This window comes from Kribbella pratensis (genome assembly GCF_004366075.1).
Lineage (GTDB): Bacteria > Actinomycetota > Actinomycetes > Propionibacteriales > Kribbellaceae > Kribbella > Kribbella pratensis.
This window is the reverse complement of sequence record NZ_SODU01000003.1, coordinates 1,342,830-1,365,609: the sequence shown is the minus strand read 5'-3', so window position 1 is coordinate 1,365,609 and position 22,780 is coordinate 1,342,830. Positions and strand designations below refer to the sequence as shown.

15 protein-coding genes are annotated in these 22,780 nt (G+C 69.0%); 7 read left to right on the top strand and 8 right to left on the bottom strand.

Annotation, left to right across the window (positions count from 1 at the left end):
- Window positions 1-40: 40 nt before the first annotated feature.
- Window positions 41-1,429 carry a hypothetical protein gene (locus EV137_RS30810; RefSeq protein WP_134131702.1) on the top strand — a complete coding sequence of 463 codons (1,389 nt, stop codon included), beginning with the start codon at window positions 41-43 and terminating at the stop codon, window positions 1,427-1,429.
- Here EV137_RS30810 and EV137_RS30805 read toward each other — a convergent pair whose 3' ends face one another.
- From EV137_RS30805 to EV137_RS30780, 6 genes are all read right to left on the bottom strand, one after another.
- The gene (locus EV137_RS30805) at window positions 1,430-2,647 is read right to left on the bottom strand and encodes a cytochrome P450 (protein ID WP_134131701.1); all 1,218 of its coding nucleotides are present in this window, start codon (window positions 2,645-2,647) and stop codon (window positions 1,430-1,432) included.
- Window positions 2,648-2,700: 53 nt separating this feature from the next.
- Window positions 2,701-3,408, bottom strand: coding sequence for a hypothetical protein (locus EV137_RS30800; RefSeq protein WP_134131700.1), 708 nt, complete (start codon window positions 3,406-3,408; stop codon window positions 2,701-2,703).
- Window positions 3,405-4,187 carry a CPBP family intramembrane glutamic endopeptidase gene (locus EV137_RS30795; protein ID WP_134131699.1) on the bottom strand — a complete coding sequence of 261 codons (783 nt, stop codon included), beginning with the start codon at window positions 4,185-4,187 and terminating at the stop codon, window positions 3,405-3,407. The genes EV137_RS30800 and EV137_RS30795 overlap by 4 nt, the downstream gene beginning before the upstream one ends.
- Window positions 4,188-4,382: 195 nt before the next feature.
- Window positions 4,383-5,027 (bottom strand): response regulator transcription factor, encoded by a 645-nt coding sequence (locus EV137_RS30790; RefSeq protein WP_134007971.1) that lies wholly within the window; start codon window positions 5,025-5,027, stop codon window positions 4,383-4,385.
- On the bottom strand, window positions 5,018-6,754 hold the full coding sequence (locus tag EV137_RS30785) for a histidine kinase (protein ID WP_134131698.1): 1,737 nt from the start codon (window positions 6,752-6,754) through the stop codon (window positions 5,018-5,020). The genes EV137_RS30790 and EV137_RS30785 overlap by 10 nt, the downstream gene beginning before the upstream one ends.
- Window positions 6,755-6,908: 154 nt before the next feature.
- The gene (locus tag EV137_RS30780) at window positions 6,909-8,141 is read right to left on the bottom strand and encodes an aldose epimerase family protein (protein ID WP_134131697.1); all 1,233 of its coding nucleotides are present in this window, start codon (window positions 8,139-8,141) and stop codon (window positions 6,909-6,911) included.
- Between the two features lie 191 nt (window positions 8,142-8,332).
- Here EV137_RS30780 and EV137_RS30775 point away from each other — a divergent pair, with 191 nt between their 5' ends.
- The 3 genes from EV137_RS30775 to EV137_RS30765 all read left to right on the top strand — a co-directional run bounded on the left by EV137_RS30775 (window position 8,333) and on the right by EV137_RS30765 (window position 10,580).
- Window positions 8,333-8,932: an isochorismatase family protein gene (locus EV137_RS30775; protein WP_202871202.1), complete on the top strand. Its 600-nt coding sequence runs from the start codon at window positions 8,333-8,335 to the stop codon at window positions 8,930-8,932.
- A 4-nt stretch (window positions 8,933-8,936) separates the two neighbouring features.
- The gene (locus tag EV137_RS30770; RefSeq protein WP_134131696.1) at window positions 8,937-9,854 is read left to right on the top strand and encodes a GlxA family transcriptional regulator; all 918 of its coding nucleotides are present in this window, start codon (window positions 8,937-8,939) and stop codon (window positions 9,852-9,854) included.
- Between the two features lie 66 nt (window positions 9,855-9,920).
- The gene (locus EV137_RS30765) at window positions 9,921-10,580 is read left to right on the top strand and encodes a hypothetical protein (protein WP_134131695.1); all 660 of its coding nucleotides are present in this window, start codon (window positions 9,921-9,923) and stop codon (window positions 10,578-10,580) included.
- Window positions 10,581-10,679: 99 nt separating this feature from the next.
- Here the strand turns inward: EV137_RS30765 and EV137_RS30760 are convergent, their stop codons facing one another.
- Window positions 10,680-13,799: a glycoside hydrolase family 3 N-terminal domain-containing protein gene (locus tag EV137_RS30760; protein WP_238175652.1), complete on the bottom strand. Its 3,120-nt coding sequence runs from the start codon at window positions 13,797-13,799 to the stop codon at window positions 10,680-10,682.
- Window positions 13,800-14,330: 531 nt separating this feature from the next.
- On the opposite strand from EV137_RS30760, the gene EV137_RS30755 reads away from it, so the two are divergent.
- From EV137_RS30755 to EV137_RS30745, 3 genes are all read left to right on the top strand, one after another.
- Window positions 14,331-16,175 (top strand): S8/S53 family peptidase, encoded by a 1,845-nt coding sequence (locus EV137_RS30755; protein ID WP_166680053.1) that lies wholly within the window; start codon window positions 14,331-14,333, stop codon window positions 16,173-16,175.
- Between the two features lie 82 nt (window positions 16,176-16,257).
- On the top strand, window positions 16,258-17,220 hold the full coding sequence (locus EV137_RS30750) for an LLM class F420-dependent oxidoreductase (protein WP_134131692.1): 963 nt from the start codon (window positions 16,258-16,260) through the stop codon (window positions 17,218-17,220).
- Between the two features lie 224 nt (window positions 17,221-17,444).
- Complete coding sequence (locus EV137_RS30745) at window positions 17,445-21,110, top strand: S8 family peptidase (RefSeq protein WP_134131691.1); 3,666 nt, start codon at window positions 17,445-17,447, stop codon at window positions 21,108-21,110.
- 103 nt (window positions 21,111-21,213) lie between these two features.
- Here EV137_RS30745 and EV137_RS30740 read toward each other — a convergent pair whose 3' ends face one another.
- Complete coding sequence (locus tag EV137_RS30740; RefSeq protein ID WP_134131690.1) at window positions 21,214-22,584, bottom strand: lytic transglycosylase domain-containing protein; 1,371 nt, start codon at window positions 22,582-22,584, stop codon at window positions 21,214-21,216.
- Window positions 22,585-22,780 lie beyond the last annotated feature (196 nt).

Below are 22,780 nucleotides of genomic sequence, written 5' to 3'. Positions count from 1 at the left end.
CGAACTGCCGGAGAGCCCAAACCGGTCAGGAGAGCACGTCTTGCAGGAGAACACCAGCACAACCAGTACTGGCGAACTGGTCAACGTACCCCTCACCGGTGCGGACAAAGTCGCCTACGCTTTCTACGCGACCGCGGCTGCCGCGGCGCTGGTCGGCCAGGTCTGGGCCGGCGTGACCCATATCCCCTGGCCGGACGACGGCTTCTCGCAGCTGCTCAAGATCGTCCTCGTCACGCCCGCTGTCGCGGTGCTGGAGCTCGGTGGTGTCGCCACGGCGGCGCTCGCCGACCTGCGCCGCCGCAAGGGCGAGCAGGCCTACGCGTACCGCGCGATGTCGTTCTTCGCGGCGCTCGTCGCGGTCGTCTTCAACGTGGTCGGCCACTGGCGGCCGGAGGAGCGGTTCCTGGCCTTCGGCTTCGGCGGTCTGTCCGCGTTCGCGTACGTGCTCTGGCTGATCCACAGCTCGGCCCGTCGCCGTGACGCGCTCCGTCGTGCGGGCCAGATGCGCGAGACCGGCCCGGTGTACGGCATCGTCCAGTGGGCCCGTGAGCCACGGGTCACCTGGCTGGCGCGGTCGCTGGCGATCGAGCACGGCTACGGGCTGTACGAGAGCCTCCGTGCGGCCCAGCACCAGATCCGGAACAAGAGCCGCCGGGACGCGATCGCCGGCACCGTCGCGGAGTACATCCGTTCCGAGCACCAGGACGAGCGGCTGGCGAAGATCGCCGAGACGACGTACGACCCCGACCGGCTGGCCGGGATGCTCGAGGAGCGGATCAACTACGAGGTCATCACCAACAAGCTGACCAAGGCGATCTCACCGCCGCCGGAGCAGCCCGAGGACCGTCCCGCCGTACCCGCCGCCGTGTGGGTGCTCGAGGGCGGGCAGCCGCGGCGTGCCGACGGCACCGGGGTAGGACTGCGGGACGACGACGCCTGGACCGGCGAGCTGATGGCGATCGTCGACCAGCCCGATCCGACCGACAGCGGGAACGTGTCCGAGGCCGTTGTCGTCGAGGACGAGAGCGAGCCGCAGCACGTCGTCACCGGTACGGCGAGCAGCCTGAAGCCGTTCGCCCCGCAGCCGAAGGCGGAACCGCTGGTGGAGAAGCCGAAGCCACCGTCACCGTTCGCGGGCCCTGCCGATCCGCAGCCGCCGGCGCTGATCACCACCCCGAAGGTGGAGCCCGTCCTGCCCGACCCGGAACCTGTGGTCGCGGCAAAGCCCGCAGAAGAAGAAGCGGTCGAACCGACCGATCTGGAGAAGCGGCGCATGCGCGCCTGGAACATGCTGACCGAGTGGCCGGAGGGGCACGAGCGCACTGCGGCGAACCTGGCGCGTTCGGTGGGATGCAGCGAACCGATGGCGAAGCGCTTCATCGAGCAGTACGAGGCCGAGCACGGTCTCGTGTTCAGCTCGCAGAACTGATCATCCAGCTGCCGGTGGACCGCCCAGGTTCACCGGCAGTTCTGCGAGACCGCTGACCAGCACGCGACGCCACTCGAGCTCTTCGGCCGGCTTCGCGAGACTCATCCGCGGGAACCGTCGTACGAGGGCCGCCAGCGACTCCTGTAGCTCGATCCGCGCCAGTTGAGCGCCGAGGCAGAAGTGCGGGCCGAAGCCGAAGGACATGTGCTTGTTGTCGCGACGGTCCAGTCGCAGCTCGTCCGGAGCGTCGTACGCCCGCGGGTCCCGGTTCGCCGAGTTGAGCGCGGCCATCACCCCTTCACCGGCCTTGATCTGCACGCCGTGCAGCTCGACGTCCTCGATCGCGACCCGGAGTTGCCCGACCTCGCTGAACCTGTTGAACCGCAGCAGCTCCTCGATCGCCGACGGAATCAGCTCGGGCTCCTCGACCAGCCGCGCCCAGTTCTCCGGCCAGCGCAGCAGTGTGGCGACACAGCTGGAGATCTGGTTCGCCGACGTCTCGTGGCCGGCGACCAGCAGGTTCACGCCGAACGCGATCAGCTCCTCCTGGCTCAGCCGGTCGCCCTGCTCGCGGGCGCGCACCAGCTCGTCCAGAAGATCCTCCGCGGGACCCGAGGTGTTCGCGAGCTTCTTCGTGACCAGATCCTCGATGTACGCCGTGAGGTTGGTCATCGCGTCCTCGACGAGATCCTTCTCGGCCATCTTCATGCTGTACCCGAGCTCGGTCCACTCCCGGAACTGCGCGCGGTCCGCGTACGGTACGCCGAGCAGCTGGCAGATCACCTGGATCGGCAACGGCAAGGCGACCAGTTGCCGGATGTCCGCGCCGTCGCCGGCCTGCGCGACGTCCTCGGCGAGCTGCGCGGACAGCTCCGCGACCCACGGCCGGGTCTGCTCGATCTTCCGGTGCGCGAACGTTGGCACCACCAACCGTCGGAGCCTGCTGTGCTCCGGCGGGTCGGTGGTGGTCAGGCTGTTCGGCATCGGTTTGGCCAGCGCGACGCGCGGAGCTCCTTGCTTCACCACGGCGGCGCGGGAGAACCGCGGATCCGCGAGCACCAGTTTCACGTCGTCGTACCGCGTCACCAGCCAGACCTCGGCCCCCGCCAGCGTCCGCACCCGCGCCACCGGCCTGTTCTCCCGCAGCTCGGCGAACGTCGGCGACGGATCGAACCGAAACGCATCGTCGAACGGAATCTGCAGAACCGGTTCGCTCATGCCCCAACTCTAGGCAACTTAGGAACATTGCCCTACAGATCCGCGCGTCGGTGCTAGTTGGTGCGGCGGGTGGTGATTGTGGAGACGACGACGGCGGATCCGATCAGCAGCAGGAGGACGGCGCCGATCAGTGCGCCGATCGTGATCCCCTCGACGGCGGGCAGGGTGCCGCCGACGCTCAGCTCGGCGTCGAGCTTCGGTGATCCGTCGGCGTTCATGATCACGACGGACCAGTTGCCGCCGCGGGCGGTCCAGTTGAGGGTGTCGTTGCCGGAGGCGACCCAGAACGACTGGTCGGCGGGCGAGTCGGCCGGCTTGTCACCGGGCCTGGCAGTGGTCGTCAGGTGGAAGGGATCGACGTCGAAGTCAGCGATCTCGTCGTGGCTCACTCCCTTGAGGTACGCCGCGACGTCGGCGGCCGGACCGATGCCGATGAAGACCGGCGTGCCGGACGTCGATTTGATGTCGATCCGGACCTTGCCGAGGAAATCGTCGGTGTAGAAGGCATCCGGCCCGACGCCGCCGATGTCGAGCCCGGGCGCCGACAACGCGTACGTGCTGGTGCTGACCCGCTCGGGTCCGGCGGTGAAGTAGCCGTCGTCGTCGCGTTGATGCTGTGCCCACAGCCCGACGCCTCCGACAGCGAACAGAGTGACGCCGACCAGGGCCAGCAAGGCACCCAGGACGACCAGCACGGTGCGCCAGCCGCTCCACTTGCGCTTGACGGGAGGAGTACGAGGGGGAATCGAGGTGGTGGTCATGAGACTGGCTCCTTGACGTTGATGGGTGCGGGTGCGGTCGGGGTGGTCCAGAAGCGGCGGTTGACGAGCAGTAGGCCGATGGCGACCGCCCACCACACCGCGACGTACAGCCAGGTCTCTCGGGTGAGGTCCGAACCGGCGGGCCAGAGGTCGCTCGTGTTGATGCTGCCTTCGGTGGCATGCGCGATGAGAGTGATGAGGACGCTGCCGGAGGCGTGGTTGAACAGCCACGCGTACCAGAAGGTGACGCCGACCGTGGTCAGCGCTTCGAAGGGCTGGAGGCCGAACGAAGAGATGAAGAACAGCGGCAGGTGCCAGCCGGTGATCGCCACGGCCAGGATCGCGGTCGAGACGAGCGGAGTACGGCGTGACTGGAGCTTGGGCTGTGCGTAGCCGCGGAAGCTCGGTTCCTCGCTGAACGGGCCGCCGGTCGGGTCGATCATGATCATGCCGACGACGACCGCTAGGCCGTACCAGGGCGTGAACTGCCCGGTGTTCGGAGCCGGTGCGCCGAGGGCCTGGTTGAGCGACATCGTCACGAGGTGCACGGCCAGCGGCACGGCGATCGCGGCGACGTACCAGATCCAGCGGACCCGCCAGCGGATCAGCCGGGCGCCCATGGAGCGCAGGCCGGCGAAGCCTTCGGTCAGGTAGACGACGACGAGTGCGGCGACCAGGGCGCCGGGAGCGTAGAAGCTCCCGAACGGGACGCCTGCCCAGGCCAGCGCATAGGCCAGGACGAAGAAGCTGACGACGGGATGATTGCGGACGAAGGTCATGACGGATCTCCTCGGAATCGCGGGTGGCTGGGGACTCGGTGCACGGTCCGGCCGCGGCGGGTCGGGTTCGTTCTGCATCACGCGGGACTTGTGCACTGGTTCCTCCAGGGACGGGGTCTACGTCGAGACTCGCGTTCCCGGCCGCGTTCGGGAGACCGGGCGACCGGTGGAGGGAGGGTTCGGGTTTCTGGTGTGTCAGGCGCGCAGGTACAGCAGCACGGCCAGCACCCGGCGGGATTCGCTGCGGGTGGACGGGATGCCGAGCTTGGTGAAGATGCCGGAGACGTACTTCTCCGCGGCCCGCAGTGTGATCGTCAGCGCGTCGGCGATGCCCTGGTTGGAGGCGCCGGTCGCCATCAGTTCGAGGGCTTCCCGCTCGCGCGGAGTCAGTACGGCGAGCGGATCGTCGCCACGCCGTCGTTTCAGCAAGGTGGAGACGATCTTCGGATCCACGGCCGAGCCGCCACCGGCCACCCGCCGTACGGCGCCGACGAAGTCGTCCACGTCGCTGATCCGGTCCTTCAGCAGATAGCCGACTCCTTCGGCGGACTCCGACAGCAGTTGCATCGCCAGGCCGAGTTCGAGGTACTGCGACAGCACCAGGACGCCGACGTCCGGATGCTGCTCGCGGATCCGTAGGGCGGCGCGCATGCCCTCGTCGTTGTGGGTCGGAGGCAACCTGATGTCGAGGATCGCGACCTGCGGCGGGAAGCTGCGGACGTACCGCAGCAGGTCGTCGGCGTTGTCGTACGCCGCAGCAACTTCCAGGCCGGCGCTCGCGAGGATCCGGGTGAGCCCCTCGCGCAGCAGGACGCTGTCCTCGGCGATCGCTACTCGCACGGGAACTCCGCCTCCAGCCGGGTCCCGTGGCCCGCCGGACTCCAGATTCGCAACTGACCGCCGACGGCCTCGACCCGGTCGGCGAGACCGCGCAGCCCGGTCCCGCGCTCGGTGTCCGCGCCGCCGATTCCGTTGTCGACGACCGCGACGACGATCGCGTCCGCCGACCGGGTGACGCGGACCGAGGCGGTGGTCGCCTCGGCGTGCTTGCCGATGTTCGTCAGGCTCTCGCTGACGACGTAGTACGCGGCGACCTCGACGCGTTCGGGCAGCCGTCCGTCGATCGCGACGTCGAGCTCGACGGGTACGCCGGCTTGTACGGCGAGGGACTCGAGCGCGACCGCCAGCCCGTGTCCGGTGAGCACCGCGGGGTGGATGCCGCGCGCCACATCCCGCAACTCGTCGAGAGAGACGGCGACCTCGCGCTTGGCCTGCAGCAGGCGTGCCGCGGTTTCGCTGCTGTCCGTGGAGCTGTTGGCGAGCAGTCCGAGTTCGAGCGCCAAGGCCACGAGGCGTTGCTGCGCGCCGTCGTGCAGGTTCCGTTCGAGCCGCTGGCGTTCCTTCTGTTCGGCGTCGACGACCCGGGCCCGCGAACCTTGCAGTTCCTGCAGACGGGCGCGGAGCTCCACCTGCAGCCGGTTGTTCTCCAAGGCGATTCCGGCCGCTGCTGCGACGGCGTCGAGCAGTTCGCGTTCGTCCTCGAGCGATCGGTCGAATTCCAGGGCGATGATCGGTTCGTGGTCGCGGTGGATGACCCGGGTCGCACGTCCCGCGTCGGCGCCCCGCAGCGTGACGGCACGACCATCCGGATCGGCCCAGGTGCCGTACTGCGGTAGCCAATAGGCGAGGGTCAGAGACGGGTCGTGCAGGGCACGCGCCAGGGGTTCGCGCAGATCGCTGGTCGGGTGCGCGCGCAACTCCATCAACAGCGTGCCGACGTCGGTGCGGGCCAGCCGGGCGTCCAGCAGGCCGAGCAGGAAGGCGGCCGGCGCGAGGCCGAGGGCGGCGAACGTGATGTGCCGGACCGTCTCGATCTGCGGCCAGCCTCGCAGGCCTGCGACGTACAGGAGGGCGAGCATGACGAGCGCCAGTCCGAAGGTGTCGACCAGCAGCGTCACCGGGCGTCGCTGCGCGCGGCTCGGGCTTGGCCGGCGTACCAGAAGCAGAGCGGTGCCGATCAGCAGCAGGGCGCTCATCGCGATCAGCTGGAACTGCTCGATGCGGCTCGCGACCGCCGGTTGTGCGGTGATTGCGAGCAGGCTGTCCGGATTGCTGCCGAGCAGGATCTTCGCCAGTTGGAGAACCGCGACGTTCACGTAGCCGGCGATGACGACGACCTGGCGCGGCCGGGTCGCCAGCTGTCCGGTCGGATAGGCGAGGAATACGTGCAGGAACATGGCGGACGGCACCATGTCGAGGAGGTTGCCGAGCGAGTGCAACGCGGGCAGCGAGGACCATTGCAGAGCGGTCAGGGCCATCACGAAGGCGGCGGCGATCATCAGCGGACCGAGGCGGCTCTCCGGCCGCCGCCACCACGCGAGCGTTCCGCTGATCAGGTACGGGATGGTGATCCAGTTGAACAGGAGCGCCTGCAGACCGGGCCGGACCAGTTCGTCGCCGGCCATCGCGAGCGCGATCGAGGCCAGCAGCGTGCCCAGACCCAGTACGACGGCGGCCCACAGCGCCCACGGCCCGGGACCGCGGGCGCGTGCGATCGCCGGTGCCACCACCTGTCACCCCCACCCCTGCCCAGCGTGCGCCCGTTGCAAAGGTCAGGCAAGGGCGCGGAACGACAGGAGGTGGTCCCGCCGGGACGGGACCACCTCGCCGTATGCACGCTCGGCCGGCCCGGTGCGGGCCGACTACCTCCTGTCCTTGGCGCTACTTGGTGCCGAAGGAATAGATGGTGGTGCTCTTGTAGGTCTGGTCGGGGCGCAGAACCGTGGACGGGAAGTTGGGGTGGTTGGGGGAGTCGGGGAAGTGCTGGGTCTCGAAGGCGAACGCGTCGCCCTGGCGGTAGGCCTTGTTGCCGATGCCGAGGAACGTGCCGTCGAGGAAGTTGCCGCTGTAGAACTGGACGCCCGGCTGGTCGGTGAGCACCTCGATCGTGCGGCCGTGCTCCGGCTCCCAGAAGCGCCCCGCGAGCCGCAGGCCGTTGCTGTCCGGCTGCCCGCCGAGCACGAAGTTGTGGTCGTACCCGCGGCCGAAAACCAACTGCTCGTGGTCGCCACGGAGCCGCTTGCCGATCGCGGTCGGCTTGCTGAAGTCGAACGGCGTACCGGCGACCGGGGCGATCTCGCCGGTCGGGATCAGCGTCGCGTCGACCGGCGTGTACTTCGGCGCGTTCAGCTCCAGCACGTGGTCGTAGATGGTGCCGTTGCCCTCGCCGAGCAGGTTGAAGTACACGTGGTTGGTCAGGTTCACGATCGTCGCCTTGCCGGCCACGGTCGCGTGGTAGTCGATCCGCAGGTCGTCACGCTTGTCCAGCGTGTACGTGACGGTGCTGGTGAGCTCACCGGGGAAGCCCATCTCGCCGTCCGGGCTGATGTAGGTGAACGCGACGCCAACGGCCTTGTCCGTCTGGACGACCTTGGCCTTCCAGACCTTCTTGTCGAAGCCGAGGGGGCCGCCGTGCAGCGCGTTCTCACCGTTGTTGACCGGGATCTGGTACGTCGTCCCGTCCAGCGTGAACTTGCCCTTGGCGATCCGGTTCCCGTACCGCCCGATGGTGGCGCCGAAGTACGGGCTGAGCTTGGCGTAGTCCGGCAGGTTGTCGAAGCCGAGGCTGATGTTCGTGGTTCTGCCGCGGCGGTCCGGCGTCTCGACCTTCTGGATGGTCGCGCCCCAGGTGAGCATCGAGATCGTCACCCGGCCGTTGGTGAACGTGTAGACGTCCACCTTCTGACCGTCCGGAGTGGTGCCGAACGGGTCCTTGCGGATCTCGAGCTTGCCGTGGTGTGCGCCCATGGTCCTCAACTTATCCGGCGTACCAGCGGCCGAACTGGCCTGGGTACTGGCGTCAGCGGTGGTGCTGAGCGCGCCCGCGGCGGCGGCACCGAGGCCCAGTGCGCCGGCGGTCCGCAGGACCTGGCGGCGGGGCAGGTGATCGGGCATCGCAACTCCCTCAATCGTTGTAGAAACCAGACCTGGGCACGATAAGCACGCTGGACCAGTGTTTGGAACAGTTCGGAACGGTGTGAATTCGTCCGATCTCTGCGACCTGGTCGTCCTCGTGACCAGATCGGTCCGGTCCGGGGCCCGATCGAGCCTTCAGCGGTACGCCGACCGCGGGCGAGGATGAGGTCATGAGCCGAACCGCACTGATCGTGATCGACGTCCAGGAATCGTTCCGGGTCCGCCCGAACTGGCAGCTGGTGAACCACCCCGACATCGCCGAACGCGTGGACCGACTGGTGCGCACGGCCCGCGACAAGGGCGACCTCGTCGTCTGGGTGCTGCACACCGAGCCGGGGACCGGTGGCGCGTTCGACCCGGTCAACGGCCACGTCCGGCTGATCGACGGTCTCGAACCGTTGCCGGGTGAGCCGATCCTCACCAAGACCTCGCACAACGCTTTCACCACAACGAATCTGCAGCAATTGCTGACCCAGCACGGCGTCGGCGAGATCGTTGTCTCCGGCATCCGTACCGAGCAGTGCTGCGAGACCACCGCACGCGTCGCGTCCGATCTCGGGTACGACGTCGTGTTTGTCGCCGACGCGACCGCAACGATGGCGTTGGCCCACTGGTCGATCCGCGACGAGGCGGGAGTCGATGAGATCCTCGCCGACCCGCGGACCCTGACCGCGGAGCAGGTCGTCGAGCGCACGGAGTACGCGCTGGCCGGCCGGTTCGCCACGATCCGGACGCTCGACGAGTTCACGGGCGTACCCGTGTCATCCTGACCGGATGCGTCCCACTCGCGTCGTCTTCGTACTGGTGCCGCGGCTCCATTTGCTGGATCTCGCCGGGCCGGCACAGGTGTTCACGACGGCGAACGACTTCGGGTACGGCTACGAGGTGTCGTACGTCGCCGAATCCGAGGAGATCGCGACCGCTCAGGGCGTGCCGTTGCGGGCCCAGCTGCAGTGGCCGGAGCTCGATGCCGGGGACCTGGTCGTCGTACCGGGCTGGCGGTCGCCGCGATTGTCGCCGGAGCCGCCGATCGGGCCGGACTTCCGGGAGCGATTGCGTGCCCACCACGCGCGCGGTGGGTCGGTTGCGAGTGTCTGCTCGGGGGCCGACGCCCTCGGGTGGGCGGGCCTGCTCGACGGGCGGCGCTTCACGACCCATCACGACCTGACCGACGAGCTGGCGACCCGGTACCCGCGGGCGATCATCGTGCGAGACGTGTTGTACGTCGAGGACGATCGCGTCATCACCTCCGCCGGGATCGCGAGCGGTATCGACCTCGCGCTGCATCTCGTCGCGGTCGGCCGCGGCGCTGAGGCGGCGGCCCGGGTGGCGCGCGAGATGGTCGTCTACGCCCGCCGCAACGGCGACGAGCTGCAGGAGTCCGCGATGCTCCGCCACCGGGGTCATCTCAACGACCTCGCGCACCGCGTCCAGGACGTCATCGACGCGCGGTACGCCGACCGGTTGCCGCTGACGGATCTGGCCGGGCAGGTCGGTGTCAGCGAACGCACACTCACCCGCATCTTCACGGCCGCCACCGGCCTCACCCCGCTCCGGTACCAGCAGCTCCTCCGCCTGGAACGAGCCGAACACCTCATCGGCCACGGCACCACGGTCGAGTCCGCCGCTCGCACCGTCGGCTTCGAGGACGCCCGCATGCTCCGCCGCCTCCGCGGCCGAACTTCCGTCTAGACCAGAACCAACCTTTCCCGCGGGTCGCACGTCTACTCGTACAACCAACCGACGAGGGGACGGAACATGAAGTTTGCTGGGGGCATGCGCCGAGGTGTGGTTGCGACGGGTGTGGCGACAGGAGTGCTGGCCGTGGGACTCACCACCCTGGCAACGCAGGGCGCGGACGCCGGTACGACGTCGGCCACCGCGCTCAGCCGGTCGCAGATGCTGACGATCGGCGAGGTGAAGAAGGCCGATGCACGGCGGGACTGGATCCGGCAGGTCGACAGGGGGATTCTGCCGAAGACCTACTGCGGCCCGGCGTCGACCGAGGGCAAGCGGGTCTCCGCGCGGATGGCCCGCGGGTTCACCGACGAGATGGACGCGTACGGCGGGCAGTACGTCAGCCAGTACGCGAACGCGGCGACCGCGCGGGCGGCGTACAACTCGATCATCGCGACGCTGAAGAGCTGCACGTACAGCAAGCCGGCGCCGACGCACGCACGGAAGATCACTGAGAACCGCATGGTCAAGGGCGCCTCGGGCGACCTCACGCAGGTGATCCGCTGGTACGACTACCCGAAGCCGAACGACCCGGGCAGCGAGGCGGGCGGCTTCCCGTACGCCGTCACGCTGAAGGGACGCAACGTCTCGGTGCTGGCGTTCAGCGAGATGGGTCCGGGTATGCCCGCGCCGAACTTCGACAAGCTCGCGCGCCAGGCGGCGGCGAAGATCAGCCGCTGAACGTCGCGCAGGAGGCACGGGGACTGCGTGCGGGGGGAGCGAGCCTGGGGGGTGTTGGCCGGGACGGGTGAGGGGTCACCGTCCCGGCCAACGCTTGTCTTACCTGGAAGCTGCAGTCAGCTTCGTGACCGCGGTGCTCAGCTGCCCGCTGAGGAGGGCGTGGTCGGCGTCGGAGATGAGCTTCGACGCCGGCTCGTTCAGGTTCTGGCCGACGTGGTTCTGCGCGATCCAGCGCGCGACGCCGACGACCGCATCGTCCTCGGCGAAGGTGTCGGCCTTGGTGCGCTCCAGGAACTTGGCGGACTGCGCGGCCGCGGCCAATGCGATGGTTGCCTGCGGCCCTGACCAGTCGCGGACCTGGAGTGCGACACCCGCCGCGATCCCAGCCGCGACCGCGTAAGGATCGTGCTTGCTCAGCAGGGTGTTGCGGGTCTCTGTCAGTGCGGCACGGGCTGCGGCTTGGGTCGTGAGGCCCCATCCGAACGGGTACTGCGGGTTGTAGGACGCATCGCCGACGTTCAACGGCTGCTGGTCCTCTGCGCGCGGCCAGCTGACCGGCAGGCGGCCGCTGAACGGGACCTTGCCGAACAGCACATCCGCAACGCCGGCACCCTCGGTCCCCGGTAGCCATGACGCGACCAGTGCGTTGATCTTGCCGAGCTGGTCCGCGATCACCTGCGGGCGGCCGGACACGATCAGCACGACGCACTTCATCGCGCCGCAGACCTTGTCCACGGCGGCCTTGTCGGCAGCCGAGAGCAGCAGGTCGTGACCGTTGCCGACATCCCCGATTCCTTCGGCGTACGGGCGTTCGCCGACCACGACCACGCCGACGTCGTGACCGTCGAGCGGTGCTGACGCGTCGGCGCTGAATGTCGCATCCGGCGCCACCTGCTTGATCCCGTCGAGGATCGTCGTACCCGTTGTCGTCGCACCGGATCCGCCTTGCCAGCTGATGCTCCAGCCGCCCATCTGGTTGCCGAGGTCGTTCGCGTTGCTTCCGGCGACGTACACCTTGGCAGTCGATGCCAGTGGCAACAGATTGCCGTCGTTCTTCAGCAACACCTGGGATTTCGCCGCCGCCTGGCGACCGACGGCTCGGTGTGCGGCCGATCCGACTGTCGCGGCGTTGGTCGTGTCGGCGTACGGGTGCTCGAACAGGCCGAGCTTGAACTTCTCCGTCAGGATCCTGCGGACCGCGTCGTCGATCCGGGTCATCGGGATCCGGCCGCCGCCGATCTCCGCGGTCAGGCCCTGGGTGAAGCCCTGGTAGTTCGTCGGCACCATGATCATGTCCAGGCCGGCGTTGATCGACGTACGGATGTCGCTCGCGTAGTCGCCCGGCAACTGGTCGATCGCCTGCCAGTCGCTGATCACGAATCCGTCGAAGCCCATCCGCTGCTTCAGCACGCCGTTGATCAGCTCACCGTCCCCGTGCATCTTGACCGGCGCGGCACCGTCGACCGACATGCTCGAGTACGAGGGCATCACGGTGCCGATGCCGAGGTCGACAGCCGTCTTGAACGGCGCGAGGTGGATGGTCTCCAGCTGCTGCCGGGTCACCTGCGTGATGCCCTGGTCGATCTTGTACGAGCCGGTCGTCGAGCTGCCGTACGTCGTACCGCCGTCGCCGGCGAAGTGCTTCGCGGTGGCGAGGACGTGGTTGTTGCGCGCGAGCTGACTGCCGTCGGCCTTGCCCTGCAGACCGGTGATCACGGTCGCCATCGACTGCACGAGCGCCGGATCCTCGCCGTACCCCTCGTACGCGCGGCCCCACCGGTCGTCTCGGACCACGCACACGCACGGCGCGAAGTCCCACGGGATGCCGGTGGCGCGGACCTCGGTCGCGGTCACCTCACCGGTCTTGTGCGCGATCGACGGATCGCGGGTGGCGCCGATCCCGATGTTGTGCGGCAGGATCGTCGCGCCGATCACGTTGTTGTGCCCGTGCACCGCGTCGACGCCGTAGATCAACGGGATCTGCAGCCGGGTCGCCTGCGCGTTGAGCTGGAAGGTGTCGATCATCGCGGCCCAGGCGGCCGGGGTGTTCGGGGTCGGGACGGAGCCGCCGCCGGACAGCAGCGAGCCGAGCGCGTACGACGCGATGTCCGAGCGGGACCGGAGCGCGTTCCGCTCGGCCTGGGTCATCTGTCCGACCTTTTCCGCCGTCGTCATCCGGGTGAGCAGATCGGTAACGCGTTTTCCGATCGGGAGTTTCCGGTTCAGGTACGGCAGGTCGTGGGCGTCGATCACCACGACGGGCTGGGTCTGCGGGGCCTTGGCGCCGGTGACGGCGAGCTCGAGGGGAACGGTTTCCGCAACCTCCGCGGAACCGTCTTTCCGGGTGGTCACGGAAACGTTCTGCGACGTTCCGGAAACTGTTCCGGCCGGGAACATGATCGTTCCGGAAACCGGCGTGTAGTCGTCGGCGCCGGCTGTTCCGGTTCCGGTCTTGTAGTCGACCGTGACCGGCTCCTCGAGCGGCGTACCGCCGGTGGTCGCGACCGAGACCTTCACCTGTGCGGTTCCGCCCTCCTTGACCGGGTACACGTCGGCGTCGGTCACGACACTGTTCTTCAGCGCCGGATCGGCCTTGCCGTAGACCTCGACCTGGTCGATCGCGAACTCACCCGGCGCACCGGCCGGCATCGTGAACGCGTAGCCCCACATCTGGGTCAGGTTCAGGATGTGGTCGATCCCGCCGACGGGCTGGTAGTCACCGCGGTACACGAGCTCGCCGAACGGGATCTCGACCAGGTGCCAGCCCTGCCAGTCGTCGGTGAAGCTGGTGTTCCACAGCTCGGACGCCTCGGCGTTCGCGCCGCCGTCCTTGATCTCGAAAAAGATCCGCTTCCCGGAGCCGGGCGGAAGCGGGGCGGTGTTCTGCCCGTACCACCAGAACCGGATCCCCTTGTACGGCGACCAGTCGCCGGGGTTCACGTCGTACGTGACGTCGTGACTGAATCCGCCCCAGCCGCTGATGTCGTACGTCCCGTGCAGCACCTTCTCGCCGGCCGGAGCGTCCGCCCGGGTCTGCAGCTCGAGCGTCGGCGGGTCGTCGGCGTCGCTGCCCCAGGTGAAGATCCCGGCGTTCGGCGGCGCCGCGAACGGCTCCGCACCCTCGAACGCCGCCAACGTCACCGGAGCCGGATCGTCGGCCGCCGCCGGCGTCGCCACCAGCAGCCCGCCCAGCAGAGCAGCCGCCGCGACGAGCGCCACCCGCCCTCTCCGGCGATCCACCACTCGAGAACCAGACCACCAGAGCATGGGCGACTCCTCACAGGGATATCGAGCACGGGCGCTCGGCCCCGACTCTCAGCCCTCCCCGAACCCGGGTCAAGACCTCACCGGTTCCGGAACTAGAGCGCTCTCACGGGCTTGGGATCCGCTGGTGAGCATCGCCACGCAGTGGACAGCCATCGAAGAGAGCCTGAGCGCCGGTACCAGGCGTCGACTCCACCCTCCGCCCGCCGGCAACGCAAGCGGACCTCGAGCGATGGTCCGCCGTCGTCGGGTCCACCCTGCCTGCGCAGCTCCTCGAATTGTGCGCCGTCCACGACGGCAGCTCGGTTGTGGCCCGGGTACCTGCGCTGGATCGACCGGGACATCGAGGAAGAGGACCTCGGCTACCGCGTCTGACAGGTCAGCCCGGGATCGACCGTGCTCGGATCGGTAGACGCAAGGACTGGACAGTCGGTTGGTGGGTAGATGACTGTGGGTCGCGACCGTGCTGGACGGGAAGGGACACCTATGAAGCTCCGATATGTGCTGGGCAGCGTGATGCTGGTCGTTCCGATGGCTGTGGTTGCCGTGGGCTCCCCGGCGACCGCGGCGGCGCCACTGGACCCCGCGGCAGCACCGGCCGCACACGGCCGGGCCGCGGTTAAGGTCCCGTCGATGCTGCGGGACGCCGCGACGCTCGCCGCGAAGAAGCAATCGAACGTGCAGGCCCGCTCACTGGGCGTCGAAGGCAGCCGTCTGGGCGTCCAGGTGTACGCCGCCGCGCCGGTCACCGCGCAACAGCAGGCCGACCTGACCGCACTCGGCGCATCAGTCCTCAAGAACTCCGCCGACTTCCCGGCGGTCGCCGGCGCCGAGCTCCCCAGCACCGGCCTGGTCTCCGCCACGGTCCCGTACGACAAGCTGGACGCCGTCGCGGCACTCGACTGGGTGACGGCGCTGCGCCCGTCCCTGCGGCCCGCCGTCGATGTCGGCCCGATCACCGCCGAGGGCGTCCAGTTGCACCAGGCGGACAAGGCACAGGCCAAGGGCTTGACCGGTCGCGGCCAGAAGATCGGCGTGATCTCCGGTGACGCCGACCACGTCGCGGACGCGATCGCCGCGGGTGAGTTGCCGGCCGACACCCAGGTGCTGCAGTCGGCGCCGTACGGTAACGACGAGGGCACCGCGATGATGGAGATCATCCACGACCTCGCGCCGGACGCGAAGCTGGCGTTCGCGAGCACGCTCGACACCAATGCCGACTACTTCGAGGCGTTCCACCTCCTTGCGAAGTCCGGCGTCACGATGATCGCCGAGGACATCGCGCTCGACGACGAGCCCGCGTTCCAGCAGGGCCTCGGCGCCGCAACGGCCGAGGCGCTCGCCAAGCACGGCATCTGGGTCAGCTCCTCGGCCGGCAACCTCGGCAACCGGCACGCTCCGCGGGTGACCGCGACCGGAACGGGCAAGGGTGCGGACGGCGCGACCGGGCCGTACACCGGCTGTAAGAAGGACCCCGACAACGTGGTGCAGTTGCGCGGCAGCGACACGTCGTACGACCTCAATCTGCTGCCCGGCGCGGGGATCCTGCCGACGCTGCAGTGGAGTGAGCCGCGGGCGATCTACCCGACCGCGGGCCAGGGCGGATTCACCGACCTCAACCTGTACCTGATGGACAGCACCGGGACGAAGTGCCTCGCGTCCAGCACCGCCGTCCAGGCGAACGGTGTGGGCGACACCATCGAGCAGTTCGAGTACTTCAACACGACGAAGACGGCGCAGCCCGTGAAGCTCGTCGTCGACGTCGAAGGCACCTCGACCGCGCGGAAGGCTCCGATCCTGGATCTGCGCTGGCGGGCGCTGGCGTCCGGCGTCCAGACGATCGACCCGCCGGAGCGGGCCGGCTCGATGAACCCCGACTCGAACTACACCGTCTTCGCCACCAGCGCGGGCGCCGTGAACTCGAGCGTGTCCACCGACCCGAAGACCTCCCCGCTGGAGCCGTTCAGCGCCGCAGGCCCGACGCAGCTCGTCACCACGACCCGCTGCCCCGGCGGTCAGCCCGGTCCGTGCCGCGGGATCCCCGGGGCAGGTGCGCTGAACTTCCCGGCGCCGAACTGGCTCGCGGCCGACGGCGAGTCGGTCAGCGGCGTCGGCGGCTTCGGTTCCGGAACCTGCCCGACCACGACGCAGGGCGGTTGCCGCTTCTTCGGTACGTCGGCCTCCGCGCCGACCGCTGCCGGTGTAGCGGCCCTCACCCGGCAGGAGTTCGGCGGCCGGGTCTCGCCGCTCATCCTGAACACGATCCTCTCCGGCCGAGCCGTGGATCGCAGCGAGCCCAGCACCGGAGCGGGAGTCCTGAGCGCGAATTAAGAAGCTGTAGTGGTCCGATTGAGTGCAAATTCAGTACTCGGATTGATGGACCGATGCTGCCATCCCCGGAAAGGATGGCAGCATGACTACACGTTTCGGGGTCTTCGTACCGCAGGGCTGGAAGATGGACCTGGCCGGCATCGCCGATCCGATCGAGCAGTGGGAGGCGATGACCGACGTCGCCAAGCGGGCCGACGAGCAGTCGTGGGACTCGATCTGGCTGTTCGACCACTTCCACACGGTGCCGGAGCCGAGTGACAACACCACCTTCGAGTGCTGGAGCGCGACGGCCGCGCTGGCCCGCGACACCAAGCGGGTCAACATCGGCCAGATGGTGGGCTGCAACGGGTACCGCAACCCGTCGCTGTACGCGAAGATCGCGTCCACCGTCGACGTCGCCAGCCACGGCCGCCTGTACGCCGGGATCGGCGCGGGCTGGTACGAGCACGAGTGGAAGGCGTACGGCTACGAGTGGACCGACGTACCGCAGCGGATGGCGGCGTTCCGTGAGGCGACCGAGATCATCTACAAGATGTGGACCGAGGACAAGCCGGTCTACAACGGCAAGTACTACTCGATCGACGCCCCGATCAACGAGCCGAAGGGCGTCCGCAAGCCGCACCCGAGCTTCTGGATCGGCGGCGGCGGGCCGAAGGTCACGCTGAAGCTGGTCGCGCAGTACGCCGACGCCGCGAACATCGGCGGCGGCAACCCGGAGCTGTTCAAGGAGAAGGCCGACATCCTCCGCGGCCACTGCGAGAAGCTCGGCCGGAACTACGACGACATCATCAAGTCGACGAACTTCAACGTGTTCCCGATCGACAAGGGCGACGACCCGCAGAAGGCGACCGAGAAGGCCCTCGGCCCGATGAACCGGGAGAAGTTCGACCGGGACAACATCATCGCCACCGAGGACGAGATCGCCGACAAGGTCGAGGCGGTCCTCGAGGCCGGCGCCGACTACGTGATCTTCTACGTCCCCGGCGTCGCCTACGACCTCGACCTCCTCGAGCGGGTCGAGAACATCACCAAGCGCTTCGCCTGACGCGGGTTGCCCATCGAGCTGGCGGGTTGCCCACTCGAAATACGGGTGGGCAACCCTCCGGCTGAGTGGATATCCACTGAGGTGGAGGGTTCGCGCGATGGGTGGCTGGTATCGGTCATGGCGGGTGTAGGTCAGGGGGAGTGGTGGACTGGGGCTGATGGCAACTGACAGGCTCCCGATGACGGCCTCGCGTGGGTCGGGGCGTCGGGAGGTTTCCCCCTGTGATGTCTCGAATGTCCCGGTCCGCGGCCGGCCTGCTCGCCGCGGTGGTCGCCGGTTCCCTGCTGCTGACGACCACCACGGCGAATGCCGGCCCGCCCGATGTACCGGCCGGCCCCACGGCGACCAATTCGACGACCAACCCGACGCCTGGCGCGAGTAGCAAGCGGATCACGCTGGTCACCGGCGACGTCGCCGAGCTGACCACCAGCTCCAACGGCCAGGTCTCGGCCCGCCTGCTCGACGACGAGCCGTACTACTTCGGCACCTTCGACGGAGACCTCACCCTGGTCCCGGCCGACGCCTACCCGCTGCTCTCCGCGGGCCGCCTCGACAAGCGCCTCTTCAACCTGACCGAGCTCGCGGCGCAGGGGTACGACGACGCTAGCAGGGCTAGCCTTCCGCTCCTCCTCACCGCGCCCGCCACCCTTCGCAGCGCACCTAGTACGCCGGCGGCCTCGACGTACCGCCGTACCCTCGCCAGCGTCGGAAGCACCGCGGTGACCGTGCAGAAGGCCGACGCGAAGACGTTCTGGGACGGCATCAGCGGCCCGACCACGTTCAAGTCCAGCCAGGTCACCAAGGTCTGGCTCGACGGCCGCACCCACGCAACCCTCGACCAGTCCACGAAGCAGATCGGCGCCCCGACCGCCTGGAAGCAGGGGTACGACGGCCACGGCGTGAAGGTCGCCGTCCTCGACACCGGGTACGACGCCGGCCACCCCGATCTCGCCAAGCAGGTCGTCGCGGCGGAGAGCTTCGTGCCCGACCAGGCGGTCCAGGATCTACACGGCCACGGCACGCACACCGCGTCCATCGTCGCCGGTCTCGGTACGGCGTCCGCCGGCAAGCGGAAGGGTGTGGCGCCGGGCTCGGAACTGCTGATCGGCAAGGTGCTCGACAACAGCGGCGGCGGTTACGACTCCGAGGCGATCGCCGGCATGGAGTGGGCCGTCCAGCAGGGCGCGAAGGTCGTCAGCATGAGCCTCGGCGGCTGGCCGTCCGACGGTACCGATCCGATGAGCGAGGCCGTCGACCGGTTGTCGAAGTCGAGCGGCGCGTTGTTCGTGATCGCGGCGGGCAACTCCGGCGCCGAGGAGACCGTGGGATCGCCGGGTGCCGCGTCCGAGGCGCTGACCGTCGGCGCGGTCGACCGGGACAACAGCCTCGCGAACTTCTCCAGCCGCGGTCCGCGCGTCGGCGACGGCGCCCTGAAGCCCGAGGTGACCGCCCCCGGCGTGGAGATCGCCGCCGCGCGCGCCGCCGGCACCGAGCAGGGCCACGTCCTCGGCCAGTACTACACAGCCATGAGCGGTACGTCGATGGCGACGCCGCACGTCGCCGGTGCGGCCGCGATCCTCGCACAACGGCACCCCGACTGGACCGGGCCGCAGCTCAAGGCCGCACTGGCCTCGACGGCTGTCCCCTCCGCCGGCGCCCGCACCGACCAGCAGGGCCTCGGCCGGATCGACATCCCGAACGCGCTCGACCCGTCGGTCCTCCCGGACGCCGCCAACCTGTTCTTCGGTGACCTGTCCTGGACCGGCCCGGCCGCCCCCGCGCCGGTCACGCGTACGGTTGCCTACCGCAACAACTCGAGGCGATCGGTGACGCTCACGCTCTCGGTCGACGCACAGTCTCCGGCGGGGGTGGAGGCCGGGCTGACGGTGAGCCCGGCCCGGCTGACCATCCCCGCCGGTGGTACCGGGTCCGCGACGGTCACCCTCGACCTCGCCAAGACCCAGCCCGCCAAGTACGCCGGTGTGCTGACGGCCCGCGCCGGCGCCACGTCGTACCGGACCGGCCTCGGGTTCGCGGCCGGTGGGCGGCTGAACCAGGTGACCGTGAAGGCGATCGGCCGCGACGGACAGCCCGCCACCACCAAGGCCGGTGCGAGCGGCGTGCAGCTGTGGAACCAGGACACCGGTGACGTCAGCGCGATCGCGTTCGACGAGACCGGCAGCCGCACCGTCGACGTACCGACCGGCCGCTACAGCGTGATGGCGTACGCCGTCGGCGGCGACGAGGCGAACTGGGCGAACTCGATCACGCTGCTCGGCGATCCGGACGAGTGGATCGGCAGCGACCGGACGTTCACGTTCGACGCCCGGACCGCGCACAAGGTGACGATCAAGACGCCGCGACCGGCCGACGCGCAGAGCATCGGGATCGCCTGGCACCGCAAGGTCGGGGACCGGGACGCGGTCTCCGGCTGGGCGTACAACGGCCGGGTCGCCGACGGCGTCTACGTCCAGGACTTCGGAAAGGTTGCCAATGGCACCTTCCAGGTCGTGCAGCGCTGGGACCTCGCGCAGCCGAAGCTGACCGTCGACATCAACGGCGTCCGGCTGGCCACGCCGGCCGAGGGGTCGTCCCGGACCGTGTACGTCGGGAACGCGAAACTCCCGCTGTACAACGGCGGCGACGGTACCGCGGCCGAGCTGACCGGCGCCAAGGACACCGCCGTACTGATCCGATGGGGCGGCTTCAGCAAGACGACCGCACAGGTCAAGGCTGCGAAGGCCGCCGGCGCCAAGGTGGTGTTCCTCTACAACGAAGCGCCCGGCTTCTGGTCGACCAGTAGCGATCAGGGCGTCCCGCTCTACCTGCTGCGATCCGAGCAGGGCAAGCAACTGCTCGCCGAGCTGGCGAAGGGCCCGCAGTCCGTGCAGCTGAACGGTCTGCTCGACAGCACCTACCGGTACGACGTCGCGCTCGGCCCGTCGGTCGTGAAGGGCGGACTGACGTACGACGTCGCGAAGATGCGCCCGGCCGTGGTGACGACGGACTTCCAGCGCAACGATGCGTTCTGGCTGCACCGGGACCAGCGGATCGCGCACCTTCCGGGTATCTCGACCGGGTTGTCGGCGTCACGTCTGGTGGCCGGTGCGGTGAAGCGGACCGACTACCTCGTCACCGACCAGAAGGGCGTCACCTGGGACGAGAAGACGTCCGCGGGGGAGTGGAACGAGACCGGCTTCGAGGCCACGATCGCGCGGTCCTACCGGCCGGGCGAGCAGGTCACGCGCGGTTGGTGGGAGTCGATCACGCGTCCCGCCGTACCGGGACTGTCCGATGCGCCGGGTGACGAGGCGCAGGGCTGGCCGCCGGCGCGGTTCGAGGACGCGCTGCGGATCGCGATTCCGCAGTACGTCAGCGGCGACCGGACCACGTTCGGCTGGGCCGACCGCGGCGACGTGACGAGCATGAAGCTGACCAGCAACGGCGTCGAACTGGGCAGCAAGAACTGGTCGGTCGCACAGTTCACCGTCCCGGAACGCGCCGCCTGGTACGACCTCACGCTGGACCAGCGGCGCGGCCCGAACAGCTGGGCGAAGACCTCGACGTCGACGCAGACCCGGTGGCACTTCCTCTCGGTGCCGTCCAAGAGCCGGGCAGTGCTGCCGCTCGTTCAGGTCGACTACAAGCACACCAACGGCTGGCTCGAGCTCACTCCGCGCTACCAGCCGGGTGTGCGCGGCGGCGGGATCTTCCGGACCACGGCCGAGATCTCGTACGACGGGAAGACCTGGACGAAGCTGTCGCTCCGCGGGATCGGCACGCTCCGCGCCCAGGTACCGGCCGGTGCGTACCCGAGTATCCGGGTGACCGCGACGGACCTGATCGGCAACAGCATCACCCAGACGATCGACCGCGCCTGGGCCGCCTGAACGTTAAAAAGAGCGACGCCACGAAGCCGGGGGGATTGCTTCGTGGCGTCGCCAGGGGCGCGCCAAGGGAGGGGTGGGGGCTGGCGCGCCGGTCCAGTGGGGATCAGCTCCCGAGGATGCCTCCACCGAGGATGCCCAGCAGCCCGAGGGCCGACAGCAGGCCGCGGATGACCTGGTCGACCGCCTTGGCGCCACCGGTCTGGTAGGCGGTCACGCACTTCTGCAGCTGGGTCTGGGTCGGCTTGGTGATCGTCACCTTCGCCATCTCGGACTGGCAGTACGTCGTGGCCTTCTGCAGCTCGGCCAGCGTGCTGCCGGCCGTGCCGACGATGACCCCGACGGCCGTCGTCAGGCTGGTGAGACCCGGCTTCGGCGTGGTCGTGGCCGGAACCGTCGGCTTGGCCGTGGTCGGCTTCGAGGTGGTGGGCCTGACCGTCGTCGGTGTCGCCGTCGGCCGGCTGCTCGGAGTCGCCGTCGGTGTCGCGGTCGGCCGGTCCGTCGGCCGGTTGCCGTCCCGCTCGTCGGTCAGGATCGGAGTCGGCGTCGCCGTCGCGGTGGGCGTCGGGATGTCGATCGCCTCCGGCAGGTCCTTGTCCGACGGGGCGTCGATGGTCGGGTCGTCGATCTGGTCGCCGGCTTCGTCCACGTCGTCACCCGCGGTGCCGTTGCCGACCGCGATCCAGCTGCCGCCGGCGTACGCCTTCGCGATGCTGACCACCAGGTCGACGTACTGCTGCGAGTGGTTGTAGCGCAGAACCGCGGCGTTCAGATCACTGGCCTTGGACAGGTCGGTCTTGCCCGAGCAGAGGTAGACCCCGGTCGACATCGCCGCGTCGTCGATGTCCTGCGGATTCCGCACGCCGTCGCCGTCGCCGTCCACTCCCATGGCTCGCCACGTGCCGGGGATGAACTGCATCGGGCCGACCGCGCGGTCGAACGCGCCGTCACCGTCGAACGAACCCGCGTCCGAGTCGGAGATCCGGGCCGTCCCGGATGAACCGTCCAGCCGCGGGCCGAAAATGCCCGGCACCGCGACGCCCAGCGAGTTCAGCGAATTGCCGCCGAAGCGGCCGTGGTTGGACTCGACCCGGCCGATCGCTGCCACCAGCGTCCACGGCAAGTGGCACGTCGGGTCTGCCTGGGCCAGCACCTGCTGGGCTCGGGAGTACGCCTTGAGGGCGGCGTTCGGGATGCCGTTGCGGGACAGTCCGGACACCACCTGGGTCGGTTGCTCGCCAGGATCGACTCCGTGGCCGACGACGCCCGGCACCGGCACATTGGCCGGGAAGGCGATCGGCTGCTTCGGTACGACGACCGGGTTGCCTCCGGACAGTCCGTTCTCCAGCGACGCCGTAGCGATCGCGGGGTCGTCCGTGGCACTGACGGTGAACGCGCTCGCGAACAGCGCCAGCGGGATCAGCGGCGCCACCTGACGCCAGCCGCTACCCGTGGCGCGGCGCTTGCCCTTCGCCATCGATGATTCCCCTCCGTGACTCATCGACCGGTCCGGCCCCACGCAGCGGACAGTCTTTGTGCCTGTGTCGGTTGCCGTCGTAATAGGTCTAACGTCCGCCCCGTTGCGTGGGTTACGCGTCGAACGCAGACCGTGTACGTGCGGTCACCGGGTATCCATACTGGCGCGTAACAAAGCGCCTGTGAACCCCTTGGCG